Origin of the sequence: Acinetobacter sp. 1566109, from assembly GCF_000582255.1 — a bacterium.
GTDB lineage: Bacteria > Pseudomonadota > Gammaproteobacteria > Pseudomonadales > Moraxellaceae > Acinetobacter > Acinetobacter nosocomialis.
The window spans coordinates 1-22,504 of record NZ_JEYB01000033.1 but is presented as its reverse complement, the minus strand read 5'-3'; the positions used below and the strand labels follow the sequence as shown (position 1 = coordinate 22,504).

The window sequence follows — 22,504 nt, the reverse complement described above, 5'->3', positions numbered from 1 at the left end:
CAATAGGCTTAATTCTTTATCATAGCCCACGTTTTTTTGTTCTCGTTTGGAATATGAATGTCTTTAGAAACACTCAACCTTAGCTTATTCCATGTCATCAATGGTGCTCAGGATGCGAGTCAATTTATCATTCGTCTTGCTATCTTTTTTGCTAATGATCTCCTGTATATTCTTTTATTCATACTTACATTTTTATGGTTTTATGGCGATCAAGATTTAAAAAATAGGGTCATTAAATCTGTCTTTTTAACCTGCATATCACTTTTGGTGGGTTATATTATTTCTCTGTTTTATCACCATCCAAGACCGTTTGTGATGGGTGTGGGCACCACGTTTATTGAACATGCACCAACAGCGTCTTTTCCAAGTAATCATATGCTAATTTTTAGCACCATCTCGCTATCTTATTTGTTTGCTCAGCGCAAAATAATTGGAATGATTCTTTTATTTTTGTCATTTGTGGTGGCGTGGTCACGTATTTATTTAGGTGTGCATTTCCCTTTAGATATGTTGGGTGCTTTTATTGTCGCGCTATTGGTCAATACAGCAGGTTATTACTTTTGGAATGCTTACGGTACAAGTTTGACCGCATTCTTTATTCACCTTTACCAGATTATATGTAAACCACTTTTAGATCGTGGTTTGATTAAATAATCCATAGAACTTTTGGTATTCACGCTACGACATTAAGTTCAGTTGCGTAATACAAAAAAATCTGCCATTCTATGTGAAATTGGATAGGTTTTATCCAATACAGAATTTAGTTTGACAAGGGGAGTAGCCTCCTCCAAACATAACAGCAATGTTATGTGTCAGATATCGTCAATACACTTTTATTAAAAAGTCGGTATCTGAGCATCGTGAAATTCATGATGTAGGCAAGACCTTGATCATGTTGATACAGATGTTTAATTCATCTGGCAACTGGTCGAGGTTTTTTTATGCCCAATTGCCGGATGTAGGGAGGATTTATGGAAACAATCGGCAATTTATGGCTGTACGTAGCATTCTTTGGCATAGTCATTGTCATGCTCCTAATTGATTTCTTGGGCTTTAAACAAAAGCAGGGCCAGGATGTCTCAATTAAGCAAGCTGCCTACTGGAGTGTGGCGTGGGTAAGCGTCGCGGTCTTATTTGGTGGCGGTTTATGGCTTTATCTTCAACAAACGGTTGGGGTGATCTTAGCAAACCAAAAAACCATGGAATACTTTGCAGGTTACTTACTTGAAAAGTCCCTCGCGATTGACAACGTTTTCGTCTGGTTAATGATTTTTGCGGCATTTGCTATTCCAGCGGCACTACAACGTAAAATTTTGCTCTACGGCGTATTAGGCGCAATCGTACTGCGTACTCTCTTTATTTTCATTGGTGCATGGTTCGTTCAAGAGTTCTCTTGGGTGCTTTATATTTTCGGTGCGTTCTTGGTATATACAGGCTTCAAGTTCTTAAAAGGCCAAGAAGAAGAAACCAATATCGAAGATATCAAAGTTTTAAAGTGGCTACGTAAGCACATGCGTATTACGCCGCAGCTTGAAGGTGACAAATTCTTTGTACGTCAAAATGGTTTATTGTGGGCAACGCCGTTATTTCTAGTTTTAATTTTAGTTGAAGCTTCAGACGTAATTTTCGCGGTAGACTCTATTCCTGCTATTTTCGCGGTAACGAGTGATCCATTTATTGTTTTAACGGCAAACTTAATGGCAATTTTAGGTTTACGCGCAATGTTCTTCTTACTTGCTGGCGCTGCTTCTAAACTGCATTATTTACCGTATGGCTTAGGCATTATCTTATTGTTCATTGGTGCAAAAATGTTGTTGCTTGATGTATTCCATATGCCAATCTGGATCTCGTTAAGCTTTATTGTCATAGTATTAGCAATCACTGCTTACCTCTCTTTACGACACAATAAGCGACACATCTCATAGAATCTTTACTTACATAATATTAAAGGGCTTTCATAGAAAGCCCTTTTTAAATTAGGAATTGACTATTTTTAATTTTGGCCATTGTTGTAACCAATTTTTGCTTTCTACACGATTTTTGAAAGTCTGATAACTAACTAGAGCTGAATTCCAACGTAAATTCAATTCAAATAAATCTGATAAGCCAAAAGGTGCAATTATTTCTAAATTACCGAATGTGTCGAAACGTATTGCTATAGCTGTTGCTGTTTCTGACCATAATGATAATGCTTCCTCAATCGAAGTTAATGGTTGAATTTTTTCACCATTATCTTTACGGTACCATGTATGTACCAAAGCCTGATTAACAACATCCCAATCTTGATTTGGAAATTTGCTTTTTAAATCACTTTGCAACTTTTTTTGATAACTATCATCATATTCATTAGCATTATAATAAATCACATCCATATCACTTGTATTTAAATCATAAGTTTTGCCATGTAAATATGACCAAACAGTGTTTCTCACCGCACCAGCACTTAAATAAACTTTTGGATGCAATTGAGAAATGATAGCTAATATCTTTAATAAACAAGGAGATTTCATCACCAAATCAATAAAATCTTGTTGATAATTATTATATATATTTGTCATATTTTGAAAAATGCTAAAGACATCCACCATGTAATAGTACATAGAAGCTCTGTACTTTAAAAGCGCTGATCAATATCATATGCCAACTAAAAATTTATCTTTCCTAATCAGAAACATAATAGATAACAGCAATTCGGTATTTCATGCCGAACATATTTATTAAAATGTGTGGAGTCTCATGCGTTCTAAAAAAATTAATCTTGTCGTGGTCCCTTTATTACTCACGGCATGTAGCCATAAAGATGGTCCTTTAGTACAAGATGTATATAACAACCAATATGACTGTGCTCGCGACTGGAATAACGAAACATGTAAACAAGAAAATAGCTCAAGTGGACATGGTTCTAGCTATGTTGGTAGCCGCTATTTAGGTCCCGCGTATTATCGAAACAATCGGGAAGTTTCTTATCACGGCAATACCTTACATCCTTACAGCAATTTGAGTGTAGGTCACCCCATTATTTCAAGTACGGCGAAAAGCGCATCTTCTTCATCCCCAATTCGTGGTGGTTTTGGTCGTAGCGGCTTCTCTTTCGGCGGCTAACTCCTCAGGCATTCACTGAATATGAAAAGAAAAATATTTACTCCACGTCCAGACTGGCAAGTGGAGCATCAACATATTGGTTTCGATTATTTTAATTTACCTTCTCTCGATGGCTCAATTTACTGGTCTGAAGGGGTTGCTTATGAATTTACGCTTAAGCAGATTGAACAACTTGAAGATGCAGCAAATGAACTGCATCAGATGTGTTTATCGATAGTAGGAGATCTCATTCAACGGGGTGACTATCCTGCTTACTTTCAAATTCCCGAAACCGCTATAAGCCATATTGAATACTCATGGAAACAAAATGCTCCGATGCTGTATGGCCGTTTTGATTTCGCTTACGATGGGCGAAATATCAAAATGCTGGAATATAACGCCGACACACCGACTGGCTTACTTGAAGCTTCTGTAGCGCAGTGGCTGTGGATAGAACAAGTCTCGGGCATTGCAAACCGGGACCAGTTCAATAGCATTCATGAAGACCTGATTAAACGCTGGAAGACAATTTTACCGCGTGGTAGCCACGTGCATTTTGCTGCCAGTCAGGAAGCGGGAAGGGAAGACTGGGGCAATTTAGAGTACTTGATGGATACCGCTTATCAAGCTCATCTACAAGTTTCCGAGCTTTCTATGGAGAACATAGGCTGGAATGGGCAAGATTTTGTTGACCTTCATAACCAACCCATTCAAAACATATTTAAACTCTATCCATGGGAATGGATCTGGGAAGAAGCATTTTCTCAATATATTCACCCACAAACACAATGGATTGAACCTTGCTGGAAAATGCTACTTTCAAATAAAGCAATTCTGGTTGAGCTTTGGAAGCGTTATCCAAACCATCCATTATTGGTCGAAACCCATACCTATGACCCGCAACAAGCTTTGTCTGGCAAATGGGTGAAAAAGCCGATTTTGGCAAGGGAAGGTGCCAATATTCGGGTTTTACAAGACGGCCATGACCAAGGTGCAGCTTCTGGTAGCTTTTATTTTGATGACTATGACAAATATGGTTATGTCGTACAGAAATGGGTAGATACCCCATTATTTTCAGGACAACTGCCTACACTCGGTTTATGGATGGTCGGACATCAATGTGCCGGCATGTCTATTCGTGAAGATTGCTATGACATTATTGGTAATGACGCCCATTTTGCAGCGCATTATTTTGTCGATTAATAAACACCTAGACAGATATAAAAAAGCACTTTTTAGGTGCTTTTTTATTGTGCCCTCAACGCAATCAATCAGTGCATTCTAAGTACATAGCGAATAATAAACTTTAGCTTTTAAAGCTAAATTAGAACAAAAATTCAAAAAAAATATTAATTAACCACATGTATTTTAAAATTTTTATCTAATTTATTTTCTTAAAAGTCAATATTGGCAAGCTCTTTGCATCTCCAAAAAAGAAAAAAGCCTAGATTTTAGGGGCTCGTGAGAGCCCTGATTTTTTTAAGGAGTGATGCCATGAATGCGATTCCAACTTTAACACCCCTTGCCATGCCATGTAACAGCAGTTTTGATGCAAAAGATTGGGAAATTTTATCGAGCCATTGGTATCCGGTAGCGCGTATTCAAGATGTCTCTACTGCGCCTCAACGAGTCACACTACTAGACGTCAATATGGCACTCTACCAGACAGAAAGTGGTGAAATTCATCTGGTCCGAGATATTTGTCCCCATCGTGGCGTGCCTTTAACCAAAGGTTGGGTTGATGGTGAGGAGATTGTGTGTCCTTATCACGGTCTACGTTACAACACCGAAGGGAAATGTACCCAAATACCAGCTCAACCTGAGCTAACCAAAATTTCTGATCGTTTTTCTCTAACTAAATTTCCGGTTGTGCAAAGATACGGTCTCATTTGGACCAGTATTCATGGTCGTGATATTACTCAAGCCAATATTCCTGTATTAGATACTTGGGATGATGCAGAGCATCAAGCAATTTTGCCACCTTTTGTGGATATTGGTGGCTCTAGCGGTCGTCAGCTTGAAGGGTTTATCGATGTCGCTCATTTTGCATGGGTGCATCACAACGCCTTTGCGAATCGTGATAATCCCATCGTCCCTAAATATCACACTGAACGTACCAACTACGGCTTAAAAACGGTCTATATCAGCAATGTCAGTAATTATCCGCATGAGCTAAAACATCTCGAACCAGAAGGCTTTTTGTGGAAGCGTACTTTTGAGGTTTATCCGCCATTTTCTGCCGTGCTTACTGTCAATTTCCCAGAAAGTGGAGTCTTAAAAATTTTGAACGTCTGTTGTCCTATCTCAAGTAATAAGACCCGTTTATTTGTTCCACTCACACGTAACTTTGACCAAACAGGTGATTTAGAAAAAGTATATGCATTTAATGCGCAAATTTTTGCCGAAGACCAAGACATGGTCGAATCACAAAAACCAGAAGAACTACCGCTCGATCTAATGATGGAAGCACATTTTGAAGCAGACCGTTCATCAACGACTTATCGACGGATTTTGGCTGAATGGGGACTAAGTAAACGTTATACCGTTTAAATCTTGGCTAACTGGGGTACAATCAATCGAAAAAAGTGAAAATATATAGGCTATCCATGTCATTGATCGCAAATACCACCGTTGTGCGTGGTCGTTTTTTAGATATTCAACAAACTGTCTCTGAGCCAACTGATATTCCAAATCAAGTACGTTATTTGGAAGATGGTGTATTGATTAGTGAACATGGAAAGATCAAATGGTTTGGTGCATGGGAAGATGCAGAGCAGCATCTACCTGCTGGAGTTGAGGTTCAACATTATCCAGAACAATTGATTGTACCTGGCTTTATTGATACGCATATTCACTTCCCGCAAACCGAAATGGTTGGAGCTTACGGCGAACAACTTTTAAGCTGGCTCAACACCTATACGTTCCCAACCGAAATCCAGTTTCAAGACAAAGCATATGCAAGCGAAATTGCCCAGTTCTTTATTCAGGAACTCTTAAAACACGGCACAACCACAGCACTGGTGTTCTGTACTGTTCATCCCGAGTCTGTTGATGCCTTATTTGAAGCCGCAGAGCGCGTTCAGATGCGTTTAATTGCCGGTAAGGTACTCATGGACCGTAATGCCCCTGAAGCGCTGTGTGACACGCCAGAAACAGCTTACAGCGATACTAAAGCACTCATTAAAAAATGGCATGGTAAAGGCCGTGCTCTGTATGCGATTACGCCACGATTTGCACCGACTTCTACACCTGAGCAATTAGAAAGAGCAGGGCAGCTAAAACAAGAATTTCCAGATGTTTATGTCCATACACATTTAAGTGAAAACAAAGATGAAATCGCTTGGGTGAAATCTTTATTTCCGGAACAAGCTGGCTATTTAGATGTTTATCAACACTATGGCCTAACTGGTAAACGTTCTGTGTTTGCGCATTGTGTTCACTTAGAAGATGAAGAATGGCAATGTATGCATGATACACAATCGGCTATCGCATTTTGCCCAACTTCAAATCTTTTCTTAGGTAGTGGTTTATTCCCATTGAAAAAAACTTGGGAAAAGCAAGTCAAAGTAGGTTTGGGGACAGACATTGGTGCAGGTACTTCGTTTAGCTTACTGCAAACTGTTAACGAAGCTTATAAGGTTCAGCAATTACAAGGTGATAAACTTTCAGCTTATGAAGCGCTTTATCATGCAACCCTAGGCGGAGCAAAAGCACTCGATTTGCAGGATCAGTTAGGCAACTTCAACGTCGGTAAAGAAGCAGACTTTGTGGTACTCAACCTAAAGCCAACAGCATTACAGGAACTTCGCCAGTCTAAATCTAAGTCTGTTGAAGATTCGCTGTTTGCATTATTCACTTTAGGTGATGACCGTAATATTGAGGCGACTTATATTTATGGAAACCGTGCTTATCAAAAAGAAACAGCCAAATAAAAAAGGCATTGTTAAGTTTTTGTTATTATTTGGAATATGTGCTATTGCGTTAAAGCGTGATCGACATAATCCGCAAAATGATAAAATTTCACAGCCATCAAAGGGTGCATGAAACGTCATTTTGCTTTAAAATTTTACCATTAACTCAGATTTTCGAGGTGTTGCAGGTCAACACCTTTTTTATTTTTTCTTTTATATCTTGTAGGAATCTGCCATGACTGTTGCAATGAGCATCATGATTTCAACCGAAGAAATTCAAGCAAAAGTCAAAGAGCTCGGCGAGCAAATCAATTCTCATTATGCAAATAGTGACAAAGAATTGGTTCTGATTGGTCTACTTCGTGGTTCTGTTATTTTCATGGCAGACTTATGCCGTACCATTACCAAACCGCACGAACTCGATTTCATGACAGTGTCTAGTTACGGCGGCGGTACCACTTCAAGTCGAGACGTTAAAATCTTAAAAGATCTTGACGGTGAAATTCGTGGTAAAGATGTGCTGGTGGTTGAAGATATTATTGACTCTGGCAACACCTTAAGCAAAGTTGTGGAAATGTTGCAAACTCGCGAACCAAATTCGATTCAATTATGCACATTAGTGAGTAAACCATCACGCCGTGAAATTGATCTCGAAGTTAAGTTTTTAGGTTTTGAAGTTGAAGATCGGTTTATTGTAGGCTATGGCTTAGACTACGACCAGAAATATCGTCACTTGCCATTTATTGGTGAGATTGGTTTATAAATTTCATAAAAATGGCACCATAAGGTGCTATTTTTTTATATAACGTTTTAGCTTTGAACAAAAAAGACACAAAAAGTCGCAATCTGCTACAGACAAAACAGTTGGCTCTGTCGCACGATAGAATATGAAGCAAAATCATTAACTTCATCAAAAAAACAACTGGAGAACAAATATGTGGTCACTTATTGTTGCTATTGTGGTTGGTTTCTTCGCAGGCTTAATTGCACGTGCTTTACATCCTGGTGATGATAAAGCAGGTTTTATCGTTACTACTTTAATTGGTATCGCAGGTTCACTTTTAGCCACTTATGGTGGTCGTTTACTTGGTCTTTACGGAGAAAATTCAGCTGCGGGCTTTATCGCTTCCGTAATTGGTGCAGTCATCATTTTGTTTATTTACAACTTGATTGTACGAAAAAGCTAAACTTCAGTTCATTCATAAAAAAAGCACCTAATGGTGCTTTTTTTATTTACAGGCCTAGCTCTTTCCAAACTTCCTGAATTTCTTCAGCAGACCTTGCACCTACTAGTTTAAAACCGTTTGCAAAAATTAGGGTAGGAGTAGCATTAAAACCTAATTTTCTTCCAAGTTCCAAGTTCCGATCAATTGGGTTTGCGCAGCTCGCAACTGTTGGTTTTACACCTTGTTCAATCAGTTTCTTCCAAGAGTATGACTGGCTCGGTGCACACCAAACTTGTCTAGAAACCACAATAGACTGAGGTTTTAAAGGGTAAATAAACGTGTAAATTGTTACATCTTTAAGTTTATCGAGTTCAGGTTCAAGTTTTTTACAATAAGGGCAATTCGGATCGGAGAATACCGCTAAAACATGCTGACCATTACCTTTGACCGTTTTAATGGCATCTTTTAAAGGTAATTGCTTCCAATCAGTTGAGTTTTGTCCTAGAACTAAGTCTTTGGTTAAATTCTTCTGGTCCTTTAAGCGGATCATAGAGCCTACCAGCATATGCTGACCATCTTCACCAAGATAAATGATTTGTTGATCTAGATTGGCGCTATATAACCCAGGCATTTCGGTTTTCTGAATATTGCTAATTTTTAAATTAGGATATTGTTTTTTAATATTTTCCCGAACTGTATCTACATTAGCGAAACTCAAACTTGTTGTTAGACTAAATAATGCCAATATTCCTAATTTTTTAAGCATAAAACCGACTCGAGGACAGGAGAGTGAACATTTTAGTCAGTTCCGTTAATGAAAACAGAACTGATTACCGAGATATAACCAAACTTCTACCCAGTTATGCTAATGTTTCACGTGGAACATAAATAGGTTTTAAAGTATTAATTTCTACCGATATATGCACGATTTCATCATGAATCGATAAAGCATGACGAATCTGGTCTGCATTCAAAGAAATATCATCAGTTTCTAGCGCTAAAATACAAGAAAATTTACCTTTCGCGACTTTCCAGACATGAATATCTGTAATTTCAACATGTTTTGGAAATTCGGCTATTACTTCCCGAATTTCTTCAACTACTGGATGATCCATTTCAGCATCTAGAAGAGTTTTTCCTGTCTCTTTCATTAAACCAAATGACCACTTTGCAACTAAAATAGCACCTAAAATCCCTAAAAGGGCATCTAAAAAATCCCATCCAAAATATTTACCTGCGAAAAGCGCAACAATTGCAAAAACAGAAGTTACAGCGTCTGCAACCACATGTAAAAATGCAGCTTTTTGGTTCAAATCATGGTGATGAGGCCGATGCTCATGCTCATGCTCATGCTCATGCTCATGGTGATGGTGATGGTGATGGTGATGGTGATGGTGATGGTGATGGTGATGGTGATGGTGACCATCATCATGAAGTAACCAGGCACAAATCAAGTTAATAACTAAACCTAAAATTGCAATTGGAATAGCTTCATTATAAAAAATTTCCACCGGGTTAAATAAACGTTGAACTGACTGAAAAGCCATAAAAATAGCCACAACCATCAGCAAAATTGCGCTGCTATAGCCGGCTAAAATCTCAATCTTCCACGTCCCAAAACTAAAACGATGGTCTTTTGAATAATATTGAGCTGCACGATAGGCAAAGTAAGCTAAACCAAGGGCCAACATATGTGAACTCATATGCCAACCGTCGGCCAATAGTGCCATTGAATTGAAGAACCATCCACCAAATACTTCCAGTACCATCATGGACGCCGTTAAAATGGTTGCAATCAAAATCCGTTTTTGTGCTAAGGGATTTCCTTCATCAAACTGATGTTGATGATGACGTGATACACTATGATCCTGCATAAAATTTAAACCCAATATACTCCCTACCAGTATATTAAATTCTACAAGAGAAAACAGATGAGTCACATTGGTCAGGATAAAAAAATTCTTAATCGTGTAAAACGGTTAAAAGGACAAATCAACAGCATTGAAAATGCGATAGAACAAGCAGAATCTTCATGTATCGATATTTTGCAGCAAGTTGCAGCCATAAAAGGTGCTATAAACGGTTTAATGAGTGAATTAATGGAACAGCACTTACATCATCATGTGCTTAAAGGTGCAGAAATCGATCAAAATGAGCTAGAAGAATTTTTAAAAGTTTTAAAAAGATATGGCTAAAAGAAAGTTCTGGATGACACAACAATATGTATCATCCAGATTATTTAAAATTATTTTCCAATGCAGAAAGAACCGAAGATTTTGCCTAATAGATCATCGGCACTAAAGTCTCCAGTAATTTCACCTAAAGCATTTTGAGCAAGACGTAGTGATTCAGCAACGAGTTCACCAGCGTTAAATACAACAAGTTGCTCACGTGCCTCTGCCAAATAGAGCTGAGTGCGCTTCATTGCGTCTAAATGACGAGTTCTCGCAATAAATGTATCTTCCTCAGGGTGAAAGCCTGCATGCGCTGTAATCGCATCTACGAGGCCTTGTACACCCATCTCTTGTTTTGCTGAAACTGTAATATGACGGAATCCTTGATAATCGCCTATTTCGGCAGATTGACCAGTTAAATCACATTTATTGCCGATTAATATGAGACGACGCGGTTCAATATGTTCAGCAAAGTATTCTTGAGCAAGTTGTAATGGGTCATCACCTTGATTTAAATCGTAGACCAATAACAGCAAATCGGCCTGCTCAATTTCTTTGATTGCACGGCGAATACCTTCTTTCTCGACCACATCTCCAGTTTCACGAAGACCTGCTGTATCAGTTAAGGTAATTGGTAAACCATTTAAGCTAATTTTTTCATGCAAAACATCACGAGTCGTACCAGCAATGTCCGTAACAATCGCTCGTTCTACACCAGCAAGCGCATTTAACAAGCTCGATTTACCGGCATTTGGTTTACCCGCAATAACAACCTGTAGACCTTCACGGAGTAATTGTCCTTGTCGTGCAGAAGTTTGAACGGCATGCACCGACTGTTTAACATCTTCCAGTAAAGCTAAAATTTTGCCATCAGCCAAAAAATCAATTTCTTCTTCTGGAAAATCAATCGCAGCTTCTACGTGCAAACGTAAATGAATCAGTTTTTCTAAAACTGTATTAATTTTTGTTGAAAATGCACCTTGCAGAGAACGAACTGCCGAACGAGCCGCAGCTTGAGAGGTGGCATCAATTAAATCGGCAATAGCTTCCGCTTGTACCAAATCCATTTTGCCATTTTCAAAAGCTCGCATGGAGAATTCCCCAGCTTTCGCAGCAATTGCACCTAGCTCAAATAAACGGCCAAGGAGAGCATTTTGAATGATGGGACCGCCGTGCCCCTGTAATTCGACAACATCTTCACCAGTAAACGAATGCGGATTTGGAAAGCATAGGACAATGCCTTCATCCATAATGCTTCCATCAGCATCATAAAACTTACGAAAACCTGCCATACGCGCTTCAGGCAAGTTTTTTTGTGTCAGATTCTGAGCAATATCATAGGCCTTAGGTCCAGATAAGCGAATCACGCCCACTCCACCACGCCCTGGTGGCGTTGCAATTGCAGCAATTGTGGTTTGACTTTGCATATTATTCACCTAAAAAACCTAAAATACAGCCAAAGAAAAATCCGCCTAAGATTACCATCTTAAGCGGATTGATTCAGCAAAAGTTCAACGATTAAGATGCTGATTCAGTCTTGTTTAGACGACTTTTCTCAACACTCTTGTTAATAAACCATTGCTGTAAAATAGTAATACTGTTGTTCACAATCCAGTACAACACTAGACCCGCAGGGAAGAACAACATAAATACCGTGAACATAATCGGCATAATGCGGAATACTTTCGCTTGCATTGGATCAGCTGGTTGCGGGTTCAACATTTGCTGAGCAAACATTGTCGCACCCATAATTAACGGCAAGATGAACCAAGGATCCATTGCAGATAAGTCTTGAATCCAGCCTAACCATGGTGCATGACGTAATTCCACACTTTCCATGAGTACCCAGTACAACGCAAGGAAAATTGGCATTTGTAGCAATAACGGCAAACAACCAGACAATGGGTTCACTTGTTCACGTTTATAAAGCGCCATCATTTCTTGCGAGAAGCGCATACGGTCTTCACCGAACTCTTCTTTCATGCGTTGCATTTCTGGTGCAATCACACGCATTTTCGCCATAGAACGATAACTTTTTGAAGATAAAGGCCACAAGATCATCTTCACCATAATGGTAAGTAAGATGATTGACCATCCCCAGTTGCCTACAATGCTATGGAAGAATTGAAGACCTAAGAACAATAACTTCGCAATTGGCCATAACCAACCATAGTCCACAGTCTGGTTCAGACCGACAGCTAAATCTTTTAATTCAGATTGTACTTTAGGACCTGAATAAAGCTTTGCATCTACTTCCATTGAAGTGCCAGCTGGAACATTAATTACTGGCGAAGTAAAGCCAATAATATTCATATGATCCGCAGACTGACGTGATTCAAGCTTAGCAACATAAGGCTGACCATTTGCTTGAGTCAGTTTAAGGTTTCCTGGAATCCAAGCACTTACAAAATAGTGCTGAACAATCGCAACCCACCCACCTTTAGCATCAGCATTTAATTTTTCTTCTGAGAAATTAGCAAACTTAAGCTTGTTATAGTGTGAATCAGGCGTACCCCAAGCTCCCCCTAAGAACGTCCCTAGAGTAAAAATACCTTGAGAAGACTTACCAGGATCCTCAGAGTTATCACGCTTTAACTGTCCAAACATCTGACCTTGCCAGTTTTGTTGGCTACGGTTAATCACTTGATGGCTTACAACAATCGGGTATTGACCTTGGGTAAAGGTGAAAGTTTTAATAATTTCAACGCCTTCTGGTGTTTTAAATACCATTGGTACGCTTAAAACTTTTTCAGACTGTCCCTTTTGATCCTGCACACCCTTAGCATCAGCCAAAGTATATGATGTTTTTTCAACCGCATATAACGGACGACCACCACGACTACTATCTGGTCCATTCAAACCAATTAAGCCAGACTGAGCAACATATGTACGCTTGGCATCATTTTCAAGCATAACAAAAGGTTGATTACTGTCTTTGCTTTTGTCGTGAGAGAGTAATTCAATACGAACAATATCACCACCTTTTGGATTAATCCAAAGATGATAAAGGTCAGTTTGTACTGAAATAAGCTGTTGATTCACAGGTGCTGTCGCATCTGTGGTTTGTGACTGCGCAATATTTGCTTGTGGCACATCGGAAGCCACTGTTGCAGTTTTAGCATTTGGCAAATCAGCAGATATTTCATGTGAACTTACAGCCGCCGCTTGTTGTTGCGGTGCAGTTGCAGCATTTCCATAATCTTTTTGCCAAGCCAAAATGAGCAAATATGCGGTGACAAACATGGCCCCGAGAATTGCAAACCTGGCCCATTGTTGCATATCTATTACCCCAAATGGTTAGAGAGATTTTGCTTCATTAAACGATCACGAAAGGGTACAGCAACATGATGCGTTTGAGAATCTATTTGATGAAACGAAATAAAACGAATTGCTTTTGGCGGTACCGGATCATATCCGGAGCCTCCCCATGGATGACATCTGCAAATACGTTTAGAAGATAGCCAAACGCCTTTGATTGCACCATGAGTTTGTAATGCTTCTATCGCATATTGGGAACAAGTTGGGATATAACGACAACGGGGTCCAAGAAGCGGACTAATCGCAATTTGATACAGTCGAATGAACCAACGCAAAATACGAACCATTGGTCATCTCTTAATTTTGCGAGGTTGGGACAACTTTAGAATGTTTTTTTGCCAAGCGTTGTAATTTTTGCCAAGCAAAATCTAATTGTTGATATAGCTCAGCGTTCGTAATCGTTTCTATACCAACTTTAGGCATTACAACAACATCTATGTCTAACCCAAATTTCGGCTGATTTAGACGAAAGCTCTCACGAGCAAGACGCTTTATTCGATTTCTTTCATGCGCACGGCGCACTTTTTTCTTAGCAACAACAATACCCAAACGGCTATTAGGCTGTTCGGTGAATTTTGCAAGAAATAAAAAATGGGGTTGATGCACTTTAAAAAGCGCACCATCAAATACACTTTTATAATCTGCAGCACAGCGTACACGACGATCTGTGCTAAAACTGTAAAGTGCCATCACACCCAAGTCTGGTCAGCGTAACAGTAATTAAACAGTTAAGCTATGACGACCTTTTGCACGACGACGAGCTAATACTTGACGACCAGCTTTAGTTGCCATACGAGCACGGAAACCATGAACGCGTTTACGCTTTAATTCAGATGGTTGGAAAGTACGTTTCATATCGAAACTCCCAAAAATGATCTTTCTATAAAGGTCCGCGATTTTATTGTGCAATGTTTACTCTGTCAATGATAAACAGAGAAAGTTTTGTATTTAAGTCAAATTTTTAGTTCTTCATCCTCTCTTTATATTAAGTCAATTTTTATCATTTAAAAGTTATACACAAAGTAATTGTTTATTTTTATTATGACTTTTAAGATATACACTTCTTATTTACATACTTATCAACAAACCTTGATGTGGAATGAGTTTGGATTTGGTATATTTGAATTTAAATTCATATTTTTTAGTTATCCACAATTGGGAGTGACCCTATTAAATAAATTCAAATTTTAAAATTTAAATTTATTCTTATTAGTGTGGACTTTTTCTGTGGATTTGATGGTTTTAAATTTAAAAAACATATATTTGAACTGTTGATAACTCTGTTTTTATTATCTTTATGGATTGTGGATAAGTTTATGTGATAATTTATCCACAGGATGTGCAAAAAGTTATACACAATTGGTTTTGAATTTAAATTTATTCACAAGAGATTTCTTTTTAGTCAAAATCAACCGAATTCGTCATGACAGATGTGGATAACTTGGGTAGAATGGCGACCCCTTCTCATCAGGAAGGGTTAATCTTTAAATGATTTGAATTTAAAACGCAGACATAGGGGATACACATGCTTTGGACAGACTGCTTAACTCGCTTGCGACAAGAGCTCTCTGATAACGTCTTTGCGATGTGGATTCGCCCTTTAGTAGCTGAAGAAGTAGAGGGTATCCTACGTCTATATGCCCCTAATCCTTATTGGACACGTTATATTCAAGAGAATCATTTAGAGTTAATATCTATATTGGCGGAACAATTGTCTGAGGGACGTGTACGTCAGGTTGAAATCTTGGTCGATTCGCGTCCTGGTAGTATTTTGTCTTCTAATGAACAACCAGCAACAACTACAGCTGCTTTACAAAGTGCACCAGTTTCACAACCTACTAAGGTTAAAAGAGAACCAGAACCTGTTGCTAACCCTGCAGTTAGTTCGAAAACTTCAAAAAAGAAACTATTAAACCCACAATTTACTTTTTCGTTATTTGTTGAAGGCCGTTCTAACCAAATGGCAGCGGAAACTTGTAGAAAAGTATTAACACAATTAGGTGCTTCTCAACATAACCCTTTGTTTTTATATGGTCCAACGGGTCTTGGTAAAACTCACTTAATGCAAGCGGTTGGTAATGCTTTACTGCAAGCTAAGCCGAATGCGAGAGTCATGTATATGACTTCGGAAAGTTTTGTACAAGATTTTGTGAGTTCATTACAAAAAGGAAAGGTTGAAGAGTTTAAGAAAAATTGTCGTTCTTTAGATTTGTTATTAGTGGATGATATTCACCTTTTGGCTGGTAAAGAAGCTAGTCTTGTTGAATTCTTTTATACATTTAACGCCTTACTTGATGAATCTAAACAAATTATTTTAACGTCTGATCGATATCCTAAAGAATTAACAGAACTTGATCCACGATTGGTTTCTCGTTTTTCATGGGGACTATCAGTAGGTGTTGAGCCACCAGATATTGAAACCCGAATCGAAATTCTACTTAAAAAAGCTGAGAATAGTGGCGTTGATTTGCCTAGAAACTGCGCATTATTTATTGCACAACAAGTGGTAGCAAACGTACGTGAACTTGAAGGTGCTCTTAATAAAGTTGTCGCAATTTCACGTTTTAAAGGTGCTCCAATCGACCTTGATGTTGTGCGAGAGTCTTTAAAAGATGTATTGGCAATCCGTGCTCGTACAATCAGTGTGGAAAATATCCAACGTGTAGTGAGTGAATATTTCCGTATTCCTCTAAAAGAACTGGTAGGTCCAAAACGGACACGAATTTATGCTCGACCACGCCAATTGGCAATGGGGCTTGCCCGTGAGTTGACTGGTGATAGTTTTCCGGAAATTGGAATGGCTTTTGGTGGGCGAGACCATAGTACCGTGATGCATGCTTGTGAAAAAGTGGTCAGTTTGCGGGAAGAAGATCCTATCTTTGACGAAGATTATAAGAATTTACTACGTCTTCTTCAGAGTTAATGAAATCATAAGACGTTGTTGCAAAGTCTCCATAAGTGCAGCATAGTACACAGCTAAAAAATGAAATGTTTGCTCCAAGTTGCTAGAGGAATGAATCGTGCGTTTGAAAATCGCTAAAGAAAGTTTACTCAATGTTTTATCGCATGTTGTCGGTGCGGTAGAACGTCGTCATACCTTGAATATTCTTTCAAACGTCAAAATTCAGACTAATGGTCAAGCACTCACCATTACTGGTTCGGATTTAGAAGTTGAACTGGTGGCGAGCACTGCTTTATCAGAAGGGGCGTGTCTTGAAGCAGGTGAAACGACTGTTCCTGCTCGTAAGTTAATGGACATTTGTAAATCTTTGCCTACCGCTGCATTGATTGATTTACAAATTACTGAAGATCAAAGATGTATTTTAAAGTCTGGTAATAGCCGTTTTGTATTAGGTACTTTACCAGCAGAAGATTACCCGTTGTTAAATACTGAGAATAGCCAAGGTACGCAAGTACAGGTGACTCAACGTGAACTAAAGCGTTTATTTGAAAAAACTGCTTTTGCAATGGCTGTACAAGATGTACGTTTTTATTTAACTGGTACTTTGTTAGAAATTGATGAAAATCAATTGCGTGCAGTCACAACTGATGGCCACCGTCTTGCCCTATGTGAAATTTTGGCCTCTTCTAGTTCGTCTCAATTAGTACAAGCAATTGTGCCTCGTAAAGCTGTTGGTGAACTACAACGCTTACTTAGTATTGAAGATGAGCAACTCACTTTGCTTATTGGTCGTGAATTATTAAATGTAACGATTAATACGCCAAGCCGTGATAAAGAACAAGGTGATATTACAGTTCGTTTTACGACAAAATTGATTGATGGGAAATTCCCAGACTACCGCCGTGTGATTCCACGTGGTGGTGATAAACATGTTTTGATTGGTCATGACGTATTTAAACAATCATTACAACGTGTCGCAATTTTAAGTAATGAGAAATTACGTGGTGTGTTCTTAAACTTTAATCAGGATTCTTTACAGCTTCGTGCAAATAACCCTGAACAAGATGAAGCGATTGAGGATTTAGCAATCCAATATCAAAATACGCCATTAGAAATGTCATTTAATGCTCAATATTTACTTGATGTGTTGGGTGTATTAGATGGCGATGATGTAAATATGAGCATGACTGAAGCGAACCAATCAGTATTAGTACAAGATCCTGCTCATCCTGACCAGACTTATGTTGTTATGCCGATGCGTGTCTAAACTGGTTTAATTCTATGCATCTTACGCGCTTAAACATAGAACGCGTGCGTAATTTAAAAACGGTTGCACTCCATGGTTTGCAACCGTTTAATGTTTTTTATGGCGCTAACGGTTCGGGTAAAACATCAATTTTGGAAGCGATCCATTTACTTGCAACAGGTCGCTCATTCCGCACACATATCCCAAAAAACTATATTCAATATGAGGCTGACGACGCGATTGTGTTTGCTCAGTCAGCAACTGAAAAAATTGGTATGCAGAAACTCGCTTCTGGCGAGCAGTTGATGAAAGTAAATGGAGATACAGTTGCAACCCAAGGTCAACTCGCCAAATTACTCCCTTTACAGCATATTGATCCACAAAGTACAGATATTATTGACCATGGTGCTAAGCCAAGACGTCAGCTTTTAGATTGGCTAATGTTCCACGTGGAACCTGAGTTTTATTTTGCTTGGCAGTATTACTCTCGAGCTTTAAAACAGCGAAATACCTTACTCAAAACAAGACGCAATCTTTCTTTGGCTGACTTAGAGCCGTGGAACAAAATGTTGAGTGATTATGGTGAAATTTTACACTCACAGCGTTTAAGTATCGTAGAACAATGGAATGTATATTTCCAAAATGATTTAAGACAGTTACTGCCTGATTTAGAGATTGAGCTGGAATATAGCCCCGGTTTTCATACAGAGCAGGGGCTCATGCAAGACTTGCTGAATCAGCATCAAAAAGACATTGAAAGACGTTATACAGAGTATGGTCCACATCGGGCAGATTTGCGCTTAAAAACACCTTTTGGACACGCCGATGATGTTTTATCAAGAGGTCAGAAAAAACTCCTGATTATTGCCTTAAAACTGTCACAAATTGCAATGTTGCATGCGAGTAATAAGGAAACTGTGGTATTATTAGATGATCTGACAGCAGAATTAGACTTAACCGCACAACAACGTTTAATTGAACGATTAAGCCAACTTGGTAGCCAGGTTTTTATGACAACTTTAGATCATGCATCGGTAAAAAAACATTTACATGATCTGTCTATTTCATATCAATTATTCAGTGTTGAATCCGGTCAAGTTAGTCTTGCTTCACCATAATTTTTTGATGTTAACCATCTTTGAATAAACCTATATTTGCTAGGGAGAAACCATGAGTTCAGAGTCTCAATCAGCCTCTCAAACAGAACAAACCAATGAAAAGGCTTATGATTCCTCTAGTATTAAAGTATTACGTGGATTAGATGCAGTTCGTAAACGTCCGGGCATGTATATTGGGGATACAGACGACGGTACCGGTTTACACCATATGGTATTCGAGGTTGTCGATAACGCAATCGATGAAGCCTTAGCGGGTCACTGTGACGAAATTATTGTCACGATTCACGAAGATGAATCGGTGAGTGTTTCAGATAATGGCCGTGGTATTCCAACTGATATTCACCCTGAAGAAGGTGTATCTGCAGCAGAAGTTATTCTTACCATTCTGCATGCAGGCGGTAAGTTTGATGATAACAGCTATAAAGTTTCAGGTGGTTTGCACGGTGTAGGTGTATCAGTCGTAAACGCACTGTCTAGTAAATTACATTTAATTATTAATCGTGCTGGCCAAATTCATGAACAAGAATACCATCATGGTGATCCGCAATATCCATTACGTGTGATTGGTGAAACGGATAACACAGGTACGATTGTACGCTTCTGGCCAAGTGCAGAAACTTTTAGTCAAACCATTTTTAACGTTGAAATTTTAGCGCGCCGCTTACGTGAACTTTCTTTCTTAAATGCTGGTGTACGTATCGTTTTACGTGATGAGCGTATTAATCTTGAACATGTTTATGACTATGAAGGTGGTTTATCTGAGTTTGTTAAATACATTAACGAAGGTAAAAATCATCTGAACGAAATTTTCCATTTCACGGCTGATGCAGATAACGGCATTGCTGTAGAAGTTGCATTGCAGTGGAATGATAGTTATCAAGAAAATGTTCGTTGTTTCACAAACAACATTCCACAAAAAGATGGTGGTACACACTTAGCAGGTTTCCGTGCGGCATTAACGCGTGGCTTAAACCAATACCTTGAAAATGAAAACATTCTCAAGAAAGAAAAAGTGAATGTGACTGGTGATGATGCGCGTGAAGGTTTAACTGCTATTATTTCGGTTAAAGTTCCTGATCCAAAATTCTCTTCTCAAACGAAAGAAAAATTGGTATCGAGTGAGGTAAAACCAGCAGTAGAGCAGGCAATGAACAAAGAGTTCTCTGCTTACTTACTAGAAAACCCGCAAGCTGCAAAATCAATTGCTGGTAAGATTATTGACGCTGCTCGTGCACGTGATGCTGCGCGTAAAGCGCGTGAAATGACACGTCGTAAGAGTGCATTAGATATCGCAGGCTTGCCAGGTAAATTGGCTGACTGTCAGGAAAAAGATCCGGCACTTTCTGAATTATATCTTGTCGAGGGTGACTCTGCGGGTGGTAGTGCTAAGCAAGGTCGTAACCGTAAAATGCAAGCTATTTTACCTTTGAAAGGTAAAATCTTGAACGTTGAACGTGCCCGCTTTGACAAAATGATTTCGAGTCAGGAAGTCGGTACATTAATTACAGCACTTGGCTGTGGTATTGGCCGTGAAGAATATAACCCTGACAAGCTTCGTTATCATAAAATTATTATTATGACCGATGCCGACGTCGATGGTTCGCACATCCGTACATTGTTATTAACGTTCTTCTTCCGTCAAATGCCGGAGTTAGTTGAACGTGGTCATATCTATATTGCACAGCCACCTTTGTATAAACTGAAAAAAGGTAAGCAAGAGCAATATATTAAAGATAATGATGCTTTGGAAACTTATTTAATTTCAAATGCAATTGATGAGCTTGCTTTGCATATTAGTGCAGAAGCACCTGCAATTACAGGCGAAGCATTAGCAAAAGTGATCCAAGACTATCAAGTTTCACAAAAGAGCTTACAACGTTTAACGTTGCGTTATCCAGCAAGCTTACTTGATGCATTACTTGAAGTAGATGCCTTTAAAGCTGATCAGAACCATGACCAGGCTTATGTACAGCAATGGGCAGATCAAGTACGCGAAGCTGTACAAAGACTACAGCCAAGTTTGCGCCCTGAAATTACGCTTGAAACCTTCGAACGTGAAAATGCTCAAGGCGAGAAAACAGCACATTATTGGCCACGTGTGACTGTATATGTCCATAACTTGCCACATGCTTACTTACTTGATGCTGGCCTATTAAACTCAGCAGAATATGCGCGTTTATTGAAGAACTCTAAGAGTTGGTTCAATTTAATTGAAGATGGTGCATATTTACAGAAGGGTGATCGTCGTATTCAAGTGGTTAACTTCCATCAGGTATGGCAGCACATTCTGCAAGATTCGCGTCGCGGTATGATGATCCAGCGCTATAAAGGTCTGGGTGAGATGAATGCTGAACAGCTTTGGGAAACCACAATGGACCCTGAAAACCGTAATATGTTACAGGTGACTATTGATGATGCAATCGAAGCCGATCGTATGTTCTCATGCTTAATGGGTGATGACGTTGAACCACGTCGTGCCTTCATTGAAGAAAATGCATTAAATGCAGATATTGATGCTTAATTGATAGCTAGATTCTAAATCAGTCTAAGGAGAGAAGATGATGAGTCAAAAGTTTATAGCAAGTATGCTGATTTCATGTGCAGCTTTAGTGAGTCATTCTGCATTTGCAGCTGACTTGGAAGCTGACATGAAAACTTTAGCAAAGAGCACAAAAGCCTTTGCTGAAGCGAAAGATCTCAATAACGCAAAACAGCAGCTTGTGATTATGCGTCAGGCTGCATTATCTTCAAAAAAATCTTTACCTCATAAGTTAGAAGGTTTACCGCCGGAAAATGTACAGGTAAAGCAATATCAAGCGGGTTTAGATCAGTTGGTTGCTGAAATTGATCGCGTTACTGTATTGGTTGATAAAGGTCAATTAGACCAAGCCAAAACTGAAGCAATAAATCTGGTTAATATTCGTAATGAAAACCATAAAAAATTTAGATAGATTCATTTTGATCTAAATAAAATAAAGGGAATGATTGATTCATTCCCTTTATTTTTTTGGTTTATTTGAGTGGATTAACTTGAAAAAGATTAATTTTCTACTAAGTCTGTAACTTGAATGAGTGCGTGGCCAAACAAATATCCAGCAGTTAACAAAAGGCAGATCCACAAAATAGCTCCAGCGACATTATAGATTAAAAACTTTCCATAACTCATATTGCTAGAGCCAGCAGCTAATGGTGCAAAAGAGCGTGCAAAAGGAATAAAGCGTGCCAGAAGAATGGTTTTGCCACCGTGTTGTAAGAAATAACGGTTGGTTTTATTTAAATACTCTTTCTTAATAAAACGTGATTTTGCTTCAAAAATACGGTTACCAAAATGACGCCCAATAGAGTAGTTCACAATATAGCCTAGGGTGGCAGCTATGGTAAGCAAAGTAATCATATAACCCAGATGCATCATTTCAATTACTGAGCAAAGTGCCCCTACAGTTAGAAGTAAACTATCTCCTGGTAAAAAGAACATAAAAACAAAAGCTGTCTCAGAAAAAATGATCAAAAAGAGTATGGCATAGACCCATGCGCCATACTCCTGAATTAAAATAGGTAAAAAATGTTCAAAATTAGTAATAAAATCAA

General features: G+C 38.8%; 23 protein-coding genes. 14 read left to right on the top strand and 9 right to left on the bottom strand.

Annotated features, from left to right (window positions below; translation table 11 throughout):
- Positions 1-57: 57 nt before the first annotated feature.
- Together J582_RS17685 and J582_RS17680 are read left to right on the top strand one after the other, a co-directional pair.
- Complete coding sequence (locus J582_RS17685) at positions 58-654, top strand: undecaprenyl-diphosphatase (protein WP_022575168.1); 597 nt, start codon at positions 58-60, stop codon at positions 652-654.
- A 317-nt stretch (positions 655-971) separates the two neighbouring features.
- Positions 972-1,925 carry a TerC family protein gene (locus J582_RS17680; RefSeq protein WP_004884247.1) on the top strand — a complete coding sequence of 318 codons (954 nt, stop codon included), beginning with the start codon at positions 972-974 and terminating at the stop codon, positions 1,923-1,925.
- A gap of 51 nt (positions 1,926-1,976) precedes the next feature.
- Here J582_RS17680 and J582_RS17675 read toward each other — a convergent pair whose 3' ends face one another.
- Positions 1,977-2,600 carry a nucleotidyltransferase family protein gene (locus tag J582_RS17675; RefSeq protein ID WP_004884249.1) on the bottom strand — a complete coding sequence of 208 codons (624 nt, stop codon included), beginning with the start codon at positions 2,598-2,600 and terminating at the stop codon, positions 1,977-1,979.
- A 136-nt stretch (positions 2,601-2,736) separates the two neighbouring features.
- Here J582_RS17675 and J582_RS17670 point away from each other — a divergent pair, with 136 nt between their 5' ends.
- The 6 genes from J582_RS17670 (at position 2,737) to J582_RS17640 (ending at position 8,179) form a co-directional block, all read left to right on the top strand.
- Positions 2,737-3,102, top strand: a complete 366-nt coding sequence (locus tag J582_RS17670) for a hypothetical protein (RefSeq protein WP_004711255.1) — start codon at positions 2,737-2,739, stop codon at positions 3,100-3,102.
- 21 nt (positions 3,103-3,123) lie between these two features.
- On the top strand, positions 3,124-4,284 hold the full coding sequence (locus tag J582_RS17665; RefSeq protein WP_004884251.1) for a glutathionylspermidine synthase family protein: 1,161 nt from the start codon (positions 3,124-3,126) through the stop codon (positions 4,282-4,284).
- A gap of 291 nt (positions 4,285-4,575) precedes the next feature.
- Positions 4,576-5,631, top strand: a complete 1,056-nt coding sequence (locus J582_RS17660) for an aromatic ring-hydroxylating oxygenase subunit alpha (protein ID WP_004884253.1) — start codon at positions 4,576-4,578, stop codon at positions 5,629-5,631.
- A 56-nt stretch (positions 5,632-5,687) separates the two neighbouring features.
- A complete protein-coding gene (gene guaD / locus J582_RS17655) occupies positions 5,688-7,013 on the top strand; it encodes a guanine deaminase (protein WP_004884255.1) in 1,326 nt (441 codons plus the stop codon).
- Between the two features lie 214 nt (positions 7,014-7,227).
- Entirely contained in the window at positions 7,228-7,755 is a 528-nt protein-coding gene (hpt, locus tag J582_RS17645) for a hypoxanthine phosphoribosyltransferase (protein ID WP_002051884.1), read from the top strand.
- Between the two features lie 172 nt (positions 7,756-7,927).
- Complete coding sequence (locus tag J582_RS17640) at positions 7,928-8,179, top strand: GlsB/YeaQ/YmgE family stress response membrane protein (RefSeq protein WP_004884259.1); 252 nt, start codon at positions 7,928-7,930, stop codon at positions 8,177-8,179.
- Positions 8,180-8,225: 46 nt separating this feature from the next.
- On the opposite strand, the gene J582_RS17635 is transcribed toward J582_RS17640, so the two are convergent.
- Together J582_RS17635 and dmeF are read right to left on the bottom strand one after the other, a co-directional pair.
- Positions 8,226-8,924, bottom strand: a complete 699-nt coding sequence (locus J582_RS17635; protein ID WP_032048307.1) for a DsbC family protein — start codon at positions 8,922-8,924, stop codon at positions 8,226-8,228.
- 94 nt (positions 8,925-9,018) lie between these two features.
- Entirely contained in the window at positions 9,019-10,032 is a 1,014-nt protein-coding gene (gene dmeF / locus J582_RS17630; protein WP_032048306.1) for a CDF family Co(II)/Ni(II) efflux transporter DmeF, read from the bottom strand.
- Between the two features lie 57 nt (positions 10,033-10,089).
- Here dmeF and J582_RS17625 point away from each other — a divergent pair, with 57 nt between their 5' ends.
- A complete protein-coding gene (locus J582_RS17625; RefSeq protein WP_002051959.1) occupies positions 10,090-10,353 on the top strand; it encodes a metal/formaldehyde-sensitive transcriptional repressor in 264 nt (87 codons plus the stop codon).
- A 50-nt stretch (positions 10,354-10,403) separates the two neighbouring features.
- On the opposite strand, the gene mnmE is transcribed toward J582_RS17625, so the two are convergent.
- The 5 genes from mnmE to rpmH all read right to left on the bottom strand — a co-directional run bounded on the left by mnmE (position 10,404) and on the right by rpmH (position 14,505).
- Positions 10,404-11,759 carry a tRNA uridine-5-carboxymethylaminomethyl(34) synthesis GTPase MnmE gene (gene mnmE, locus J582_RS17620; protein WP_004884265.1) on the bottom strand — a complete coding sequence of 452 codons (1,356 nt, stop codon included), beginning with the start codon at positions 11,757-11,759 and terminating at the stop codon, positions 10,404-10,406.
- 91 nt (positions 11,760-11,850) lie between these two features.
- Entirely contained in the window at positions 11,851-13,611 is a 1,761-nt protein-coding gene (gene yidC / locus J582_RS17615) for a membrane protein insertase YidC (RefSeq protein ID WP_004711270.1), read from the bottom strand.
- A 5-nt stretch (positions 13,612-13,616) separates the two neighbouring features.
- Positions 13,617-13,937 (bottom strand): membrane protein insertion efficiency factor YidD, encoded by a 321-nt coding sequence (yidD, locus tag J582_RS17610; RefSeq protein ID WP_002051924.1) that lies wholly within the window; start codon positions 13,935-13,937, stop codon positions 13,617-13,619.
- A 10-nt stretch (positions 13,938-13,947) separates the two neighbouring features.
- Positions 13,948-14,340, bottom strand: coding sequence for a ribonuclease P protein component (gene rnpA, locus J582_RS17605; RefSeq protein ID WP_004706196.1), 393 nt, complete (start codon positions 14,338-14,340; stop codon positions 13,948-13,950).
- 30 nt (positions 14,341-14,370) lie between these two features.
- Positions 14,371-14,505 (bottom strand): 50S ribosomal protein L34, encoded by a 135-nt coding sequence (gene rpmH / locus J582_RS17600; protein WP_000831329.1) that lies wholly within the window; start codon positions 14,503-14,505, stop codon positions 14,371-14,373.
- A gap of 670 nt (positions 14,506-15,175) precedes the next feature.
- Here rpmH and dnaA point away from each other — a divergent pair.
- The 5 genes from dnaA to cybC all read left to right on the top strand — a co-directional run bounded on the left by dnaA (position 15,176) and on the right by cybC (position 21,867).
- Positions 15,176-16,573, top strand: a complete 1,398-nt coding sequence (gene dnaA / locus J582_RS17595; RefSeq protein WP_002051932.1) for a chromosomal replication initiator protein DnaA — start codon at positions 15,176-15,178, stop codon at positions 16,571-16,573.
- A 97-nt stretch (positions 16,574-16,670) separates the two neighbouring features.
- On the top strand, positions 16,671-17,819 hold the full coding sequence (gene dnaN, locus J582_RS17590; RefSeq protein WP_002051938.1) for a DNA polymerase III subunit beta: 1,149 nt from the start codon (positions 16,671-16,673) through the stop codon (positions 17,817-17,819).
- Between the two features lie 14 nt (positions 17,820-17,833).
- Positions 17,834-18,916, top strand: a complete 1,083-nt coding sequence (gene recF / locus J582_RS17585; RefSeq protein ID WP_004711272.1) for a DNA replication/repair protein RecF — start codon at positions 17,834-17,836, stop codon at positions 18,914-18,916.
- Between the two features lie 52 nt (positions 18,917-18,968).
- Complete coding sequence (gene gyrB, locus J582_RS17580; RefSeq protein WP_004882604.1) at positions 18,969-21,437, top strand: DNA topoisomerase (ATP-hydrolyzing) subunit B; 2,469 nt, start codon at positions 18,969-18,971, stop codon at positions 21,435-21,437.
- Positions 21,438-21,474: 37 nt separating this feature from the next.
- A complete protein-coding gene (gene cybC / locus J582_RS17575) occupies positions 21,475-21,867 on the top strand; it encodes a cytochrome b562 (protein WP_004711273.1) in 393 nt (130 codons plus the stop codon).
- Positions 21,868-21,956: 89 nt separating this feature from the next.
- Here cybC and J582_RS17570 read toward each other — a convergent pair.
- On the bottom strand, positions 21,957-22,504 hold a 548-nt coding region (locus J582_RS17570), incomplete at its 5' end, for a VTT domain-containing protein (protein ID WP_032048305.1).

What these genes read in the sequence shown, in the direction of transcription:
- rpmH (WP_000831329.1), bottom strand. Translation starts at nt 14,505, where the DNA reads ATGAAACGTACTTTCCAACCATCTGAATTAAAGCGTAAACGCGTTCAT.
- cybC (WP_004711273.1), top strand. Translation starts at nt 21,475, where the DNA reads ATGATGAGTCAAAAGTTTATAGCAAGTATGCTGATTTCATGTGCAGCT.
- J582_RS17670 (WP_004711255.1), top strand. Translation starts at nt 2,737, where the DNA reads ATGCGTTCTAAAAAAATTAATCTTGTCGTGGTCCCTTTATTACTCACG.
- guaD (WP_004884255.1), top strand. Translation starts at nt 5,688, where the DNA reads ATGTCATTGATCGCAAATACCACCGTTGTGCGTGGTCGTTTTTTAGAT.
- J582_RS17675 (WP_004884249.1), bottom strand. Translation starts at nt 2,600, where the DNA reads ATGTACTATTACATGGTGGATGTCTTTAGCATTTTTCAAAATATGACA.
- dmeF (WP_032048306.1), bottom strand. Translation starts at nt 10,032, where the DNA reads ATGCAGGATCATAGTGTATCACGTCATCATCAACATCAGTTTGATGAA.
- J582_RS17660 (WP_004884253.1), top strand. Translation starts at nt 4,576, where the DNA reads ATGAATGCGATTCCAACTTTAACACCCCTTGCCATGCCATGTAACAGC.
- yidC (WP_004711270.1), bottom strand. Translation starts at nt 13,611, where the DNA reads ATGCAACAATGGGCCAGGTTTGCAATTCTCGGGGCCATGTTTGTCACC.
- gyrB (WP_004882604.1), top strand. Translation starts at nt 18,969, where the DNA reads ATGAGTTCAGAGTCTCAATCAGCCTCTCAAACAGAACAAACCAATGAA.
- recF (WP_004711272.1), top strand. Translation starts at nt 17,834, where the DNA reads ATGCATCTTACGCGCTTAAACATAGAACGCGTGCGTAATTTAAAAACG.
- dnaA (WP_002051932.1), top strand. Translation starts at nt 15,176, where the DNA reads ATGCTTTGGACAGACTGCTTAACTCGCTTGCGACAAGAGCTCTCTGAT.
- J582_RS17640 (WP_004884259.1), top strand. Translation starts at nt 7,928, where the DNA reads ATGTGGTCACTTATTGTTGCTATTGTGGTTGGTTTCTTCGCAGGCTTA.
- J582_RS17665 (WP_004884251.1), top strand. Translation starts at nt 3,124, where the DNA reads ATGAAAAGAAAAATATTTACTCCACGTCCAGACTGGCAAGTGGAGCAT.
- J582_RS17635 (WP_032048307.1), bottom strand. Translation starts at nt 8,924, where the DNA reads ATGCTTAAAAAATTAGGAATATTGGCATTATTTAGTCTAACAACAAGT.
- yidD (WP_002051924.1), bottom strand. Translation starts at nt 13,937, where the DNA reads ATGGTTCGTATTTTGCGTTGGTTCATTCGACTGTATCAAATTGCGATT.
- hpt (WP_002051884.1), top strand. Translation starts at nt 7,228, where the DNA reads ATGACTGTTGCAATGAGCATCATGATTTCAACCGAAGAAATTCAAGCA.
- J582_RS17685 (WP_022575168.1), top strand. Translation starts at nt 58, where the DNA reads ATGTCTTTAGAAACACTCAACCTTAGCTTATTCCATGTCATCAATGGT.
- J582_RS17680 (WP_004884247.1), top strand. Translation starts at nt 972, where the DNA reads ATGGAAACAATCGGCAATTTATGGCTGTACGTAGCATTCTTTGGCATA.
- rnpA (WP_004706196.1), bottom strand. Translation starts at nt 14,340, where the DNA reads ATGGCACTTTACAGTTTTAGCACAGATCGTCGTGTACGCTGTGCTGCA.
- J582_RS17625 (WP_002051959.1), top strand. Translation starts at nt 10,090, where the DNA reads ATGAGTCACATTGGTCAGGATAAAAAAATTCTTAATCGTGTAAAACGG.
- mnmE (WP_004884265.1), bottom strand. Translation starts at nt 11,759, where the DNA reads ATGCAAAGTCAAACCACAATTGCTGCAATTGCAACGCCACCAGGGCGT.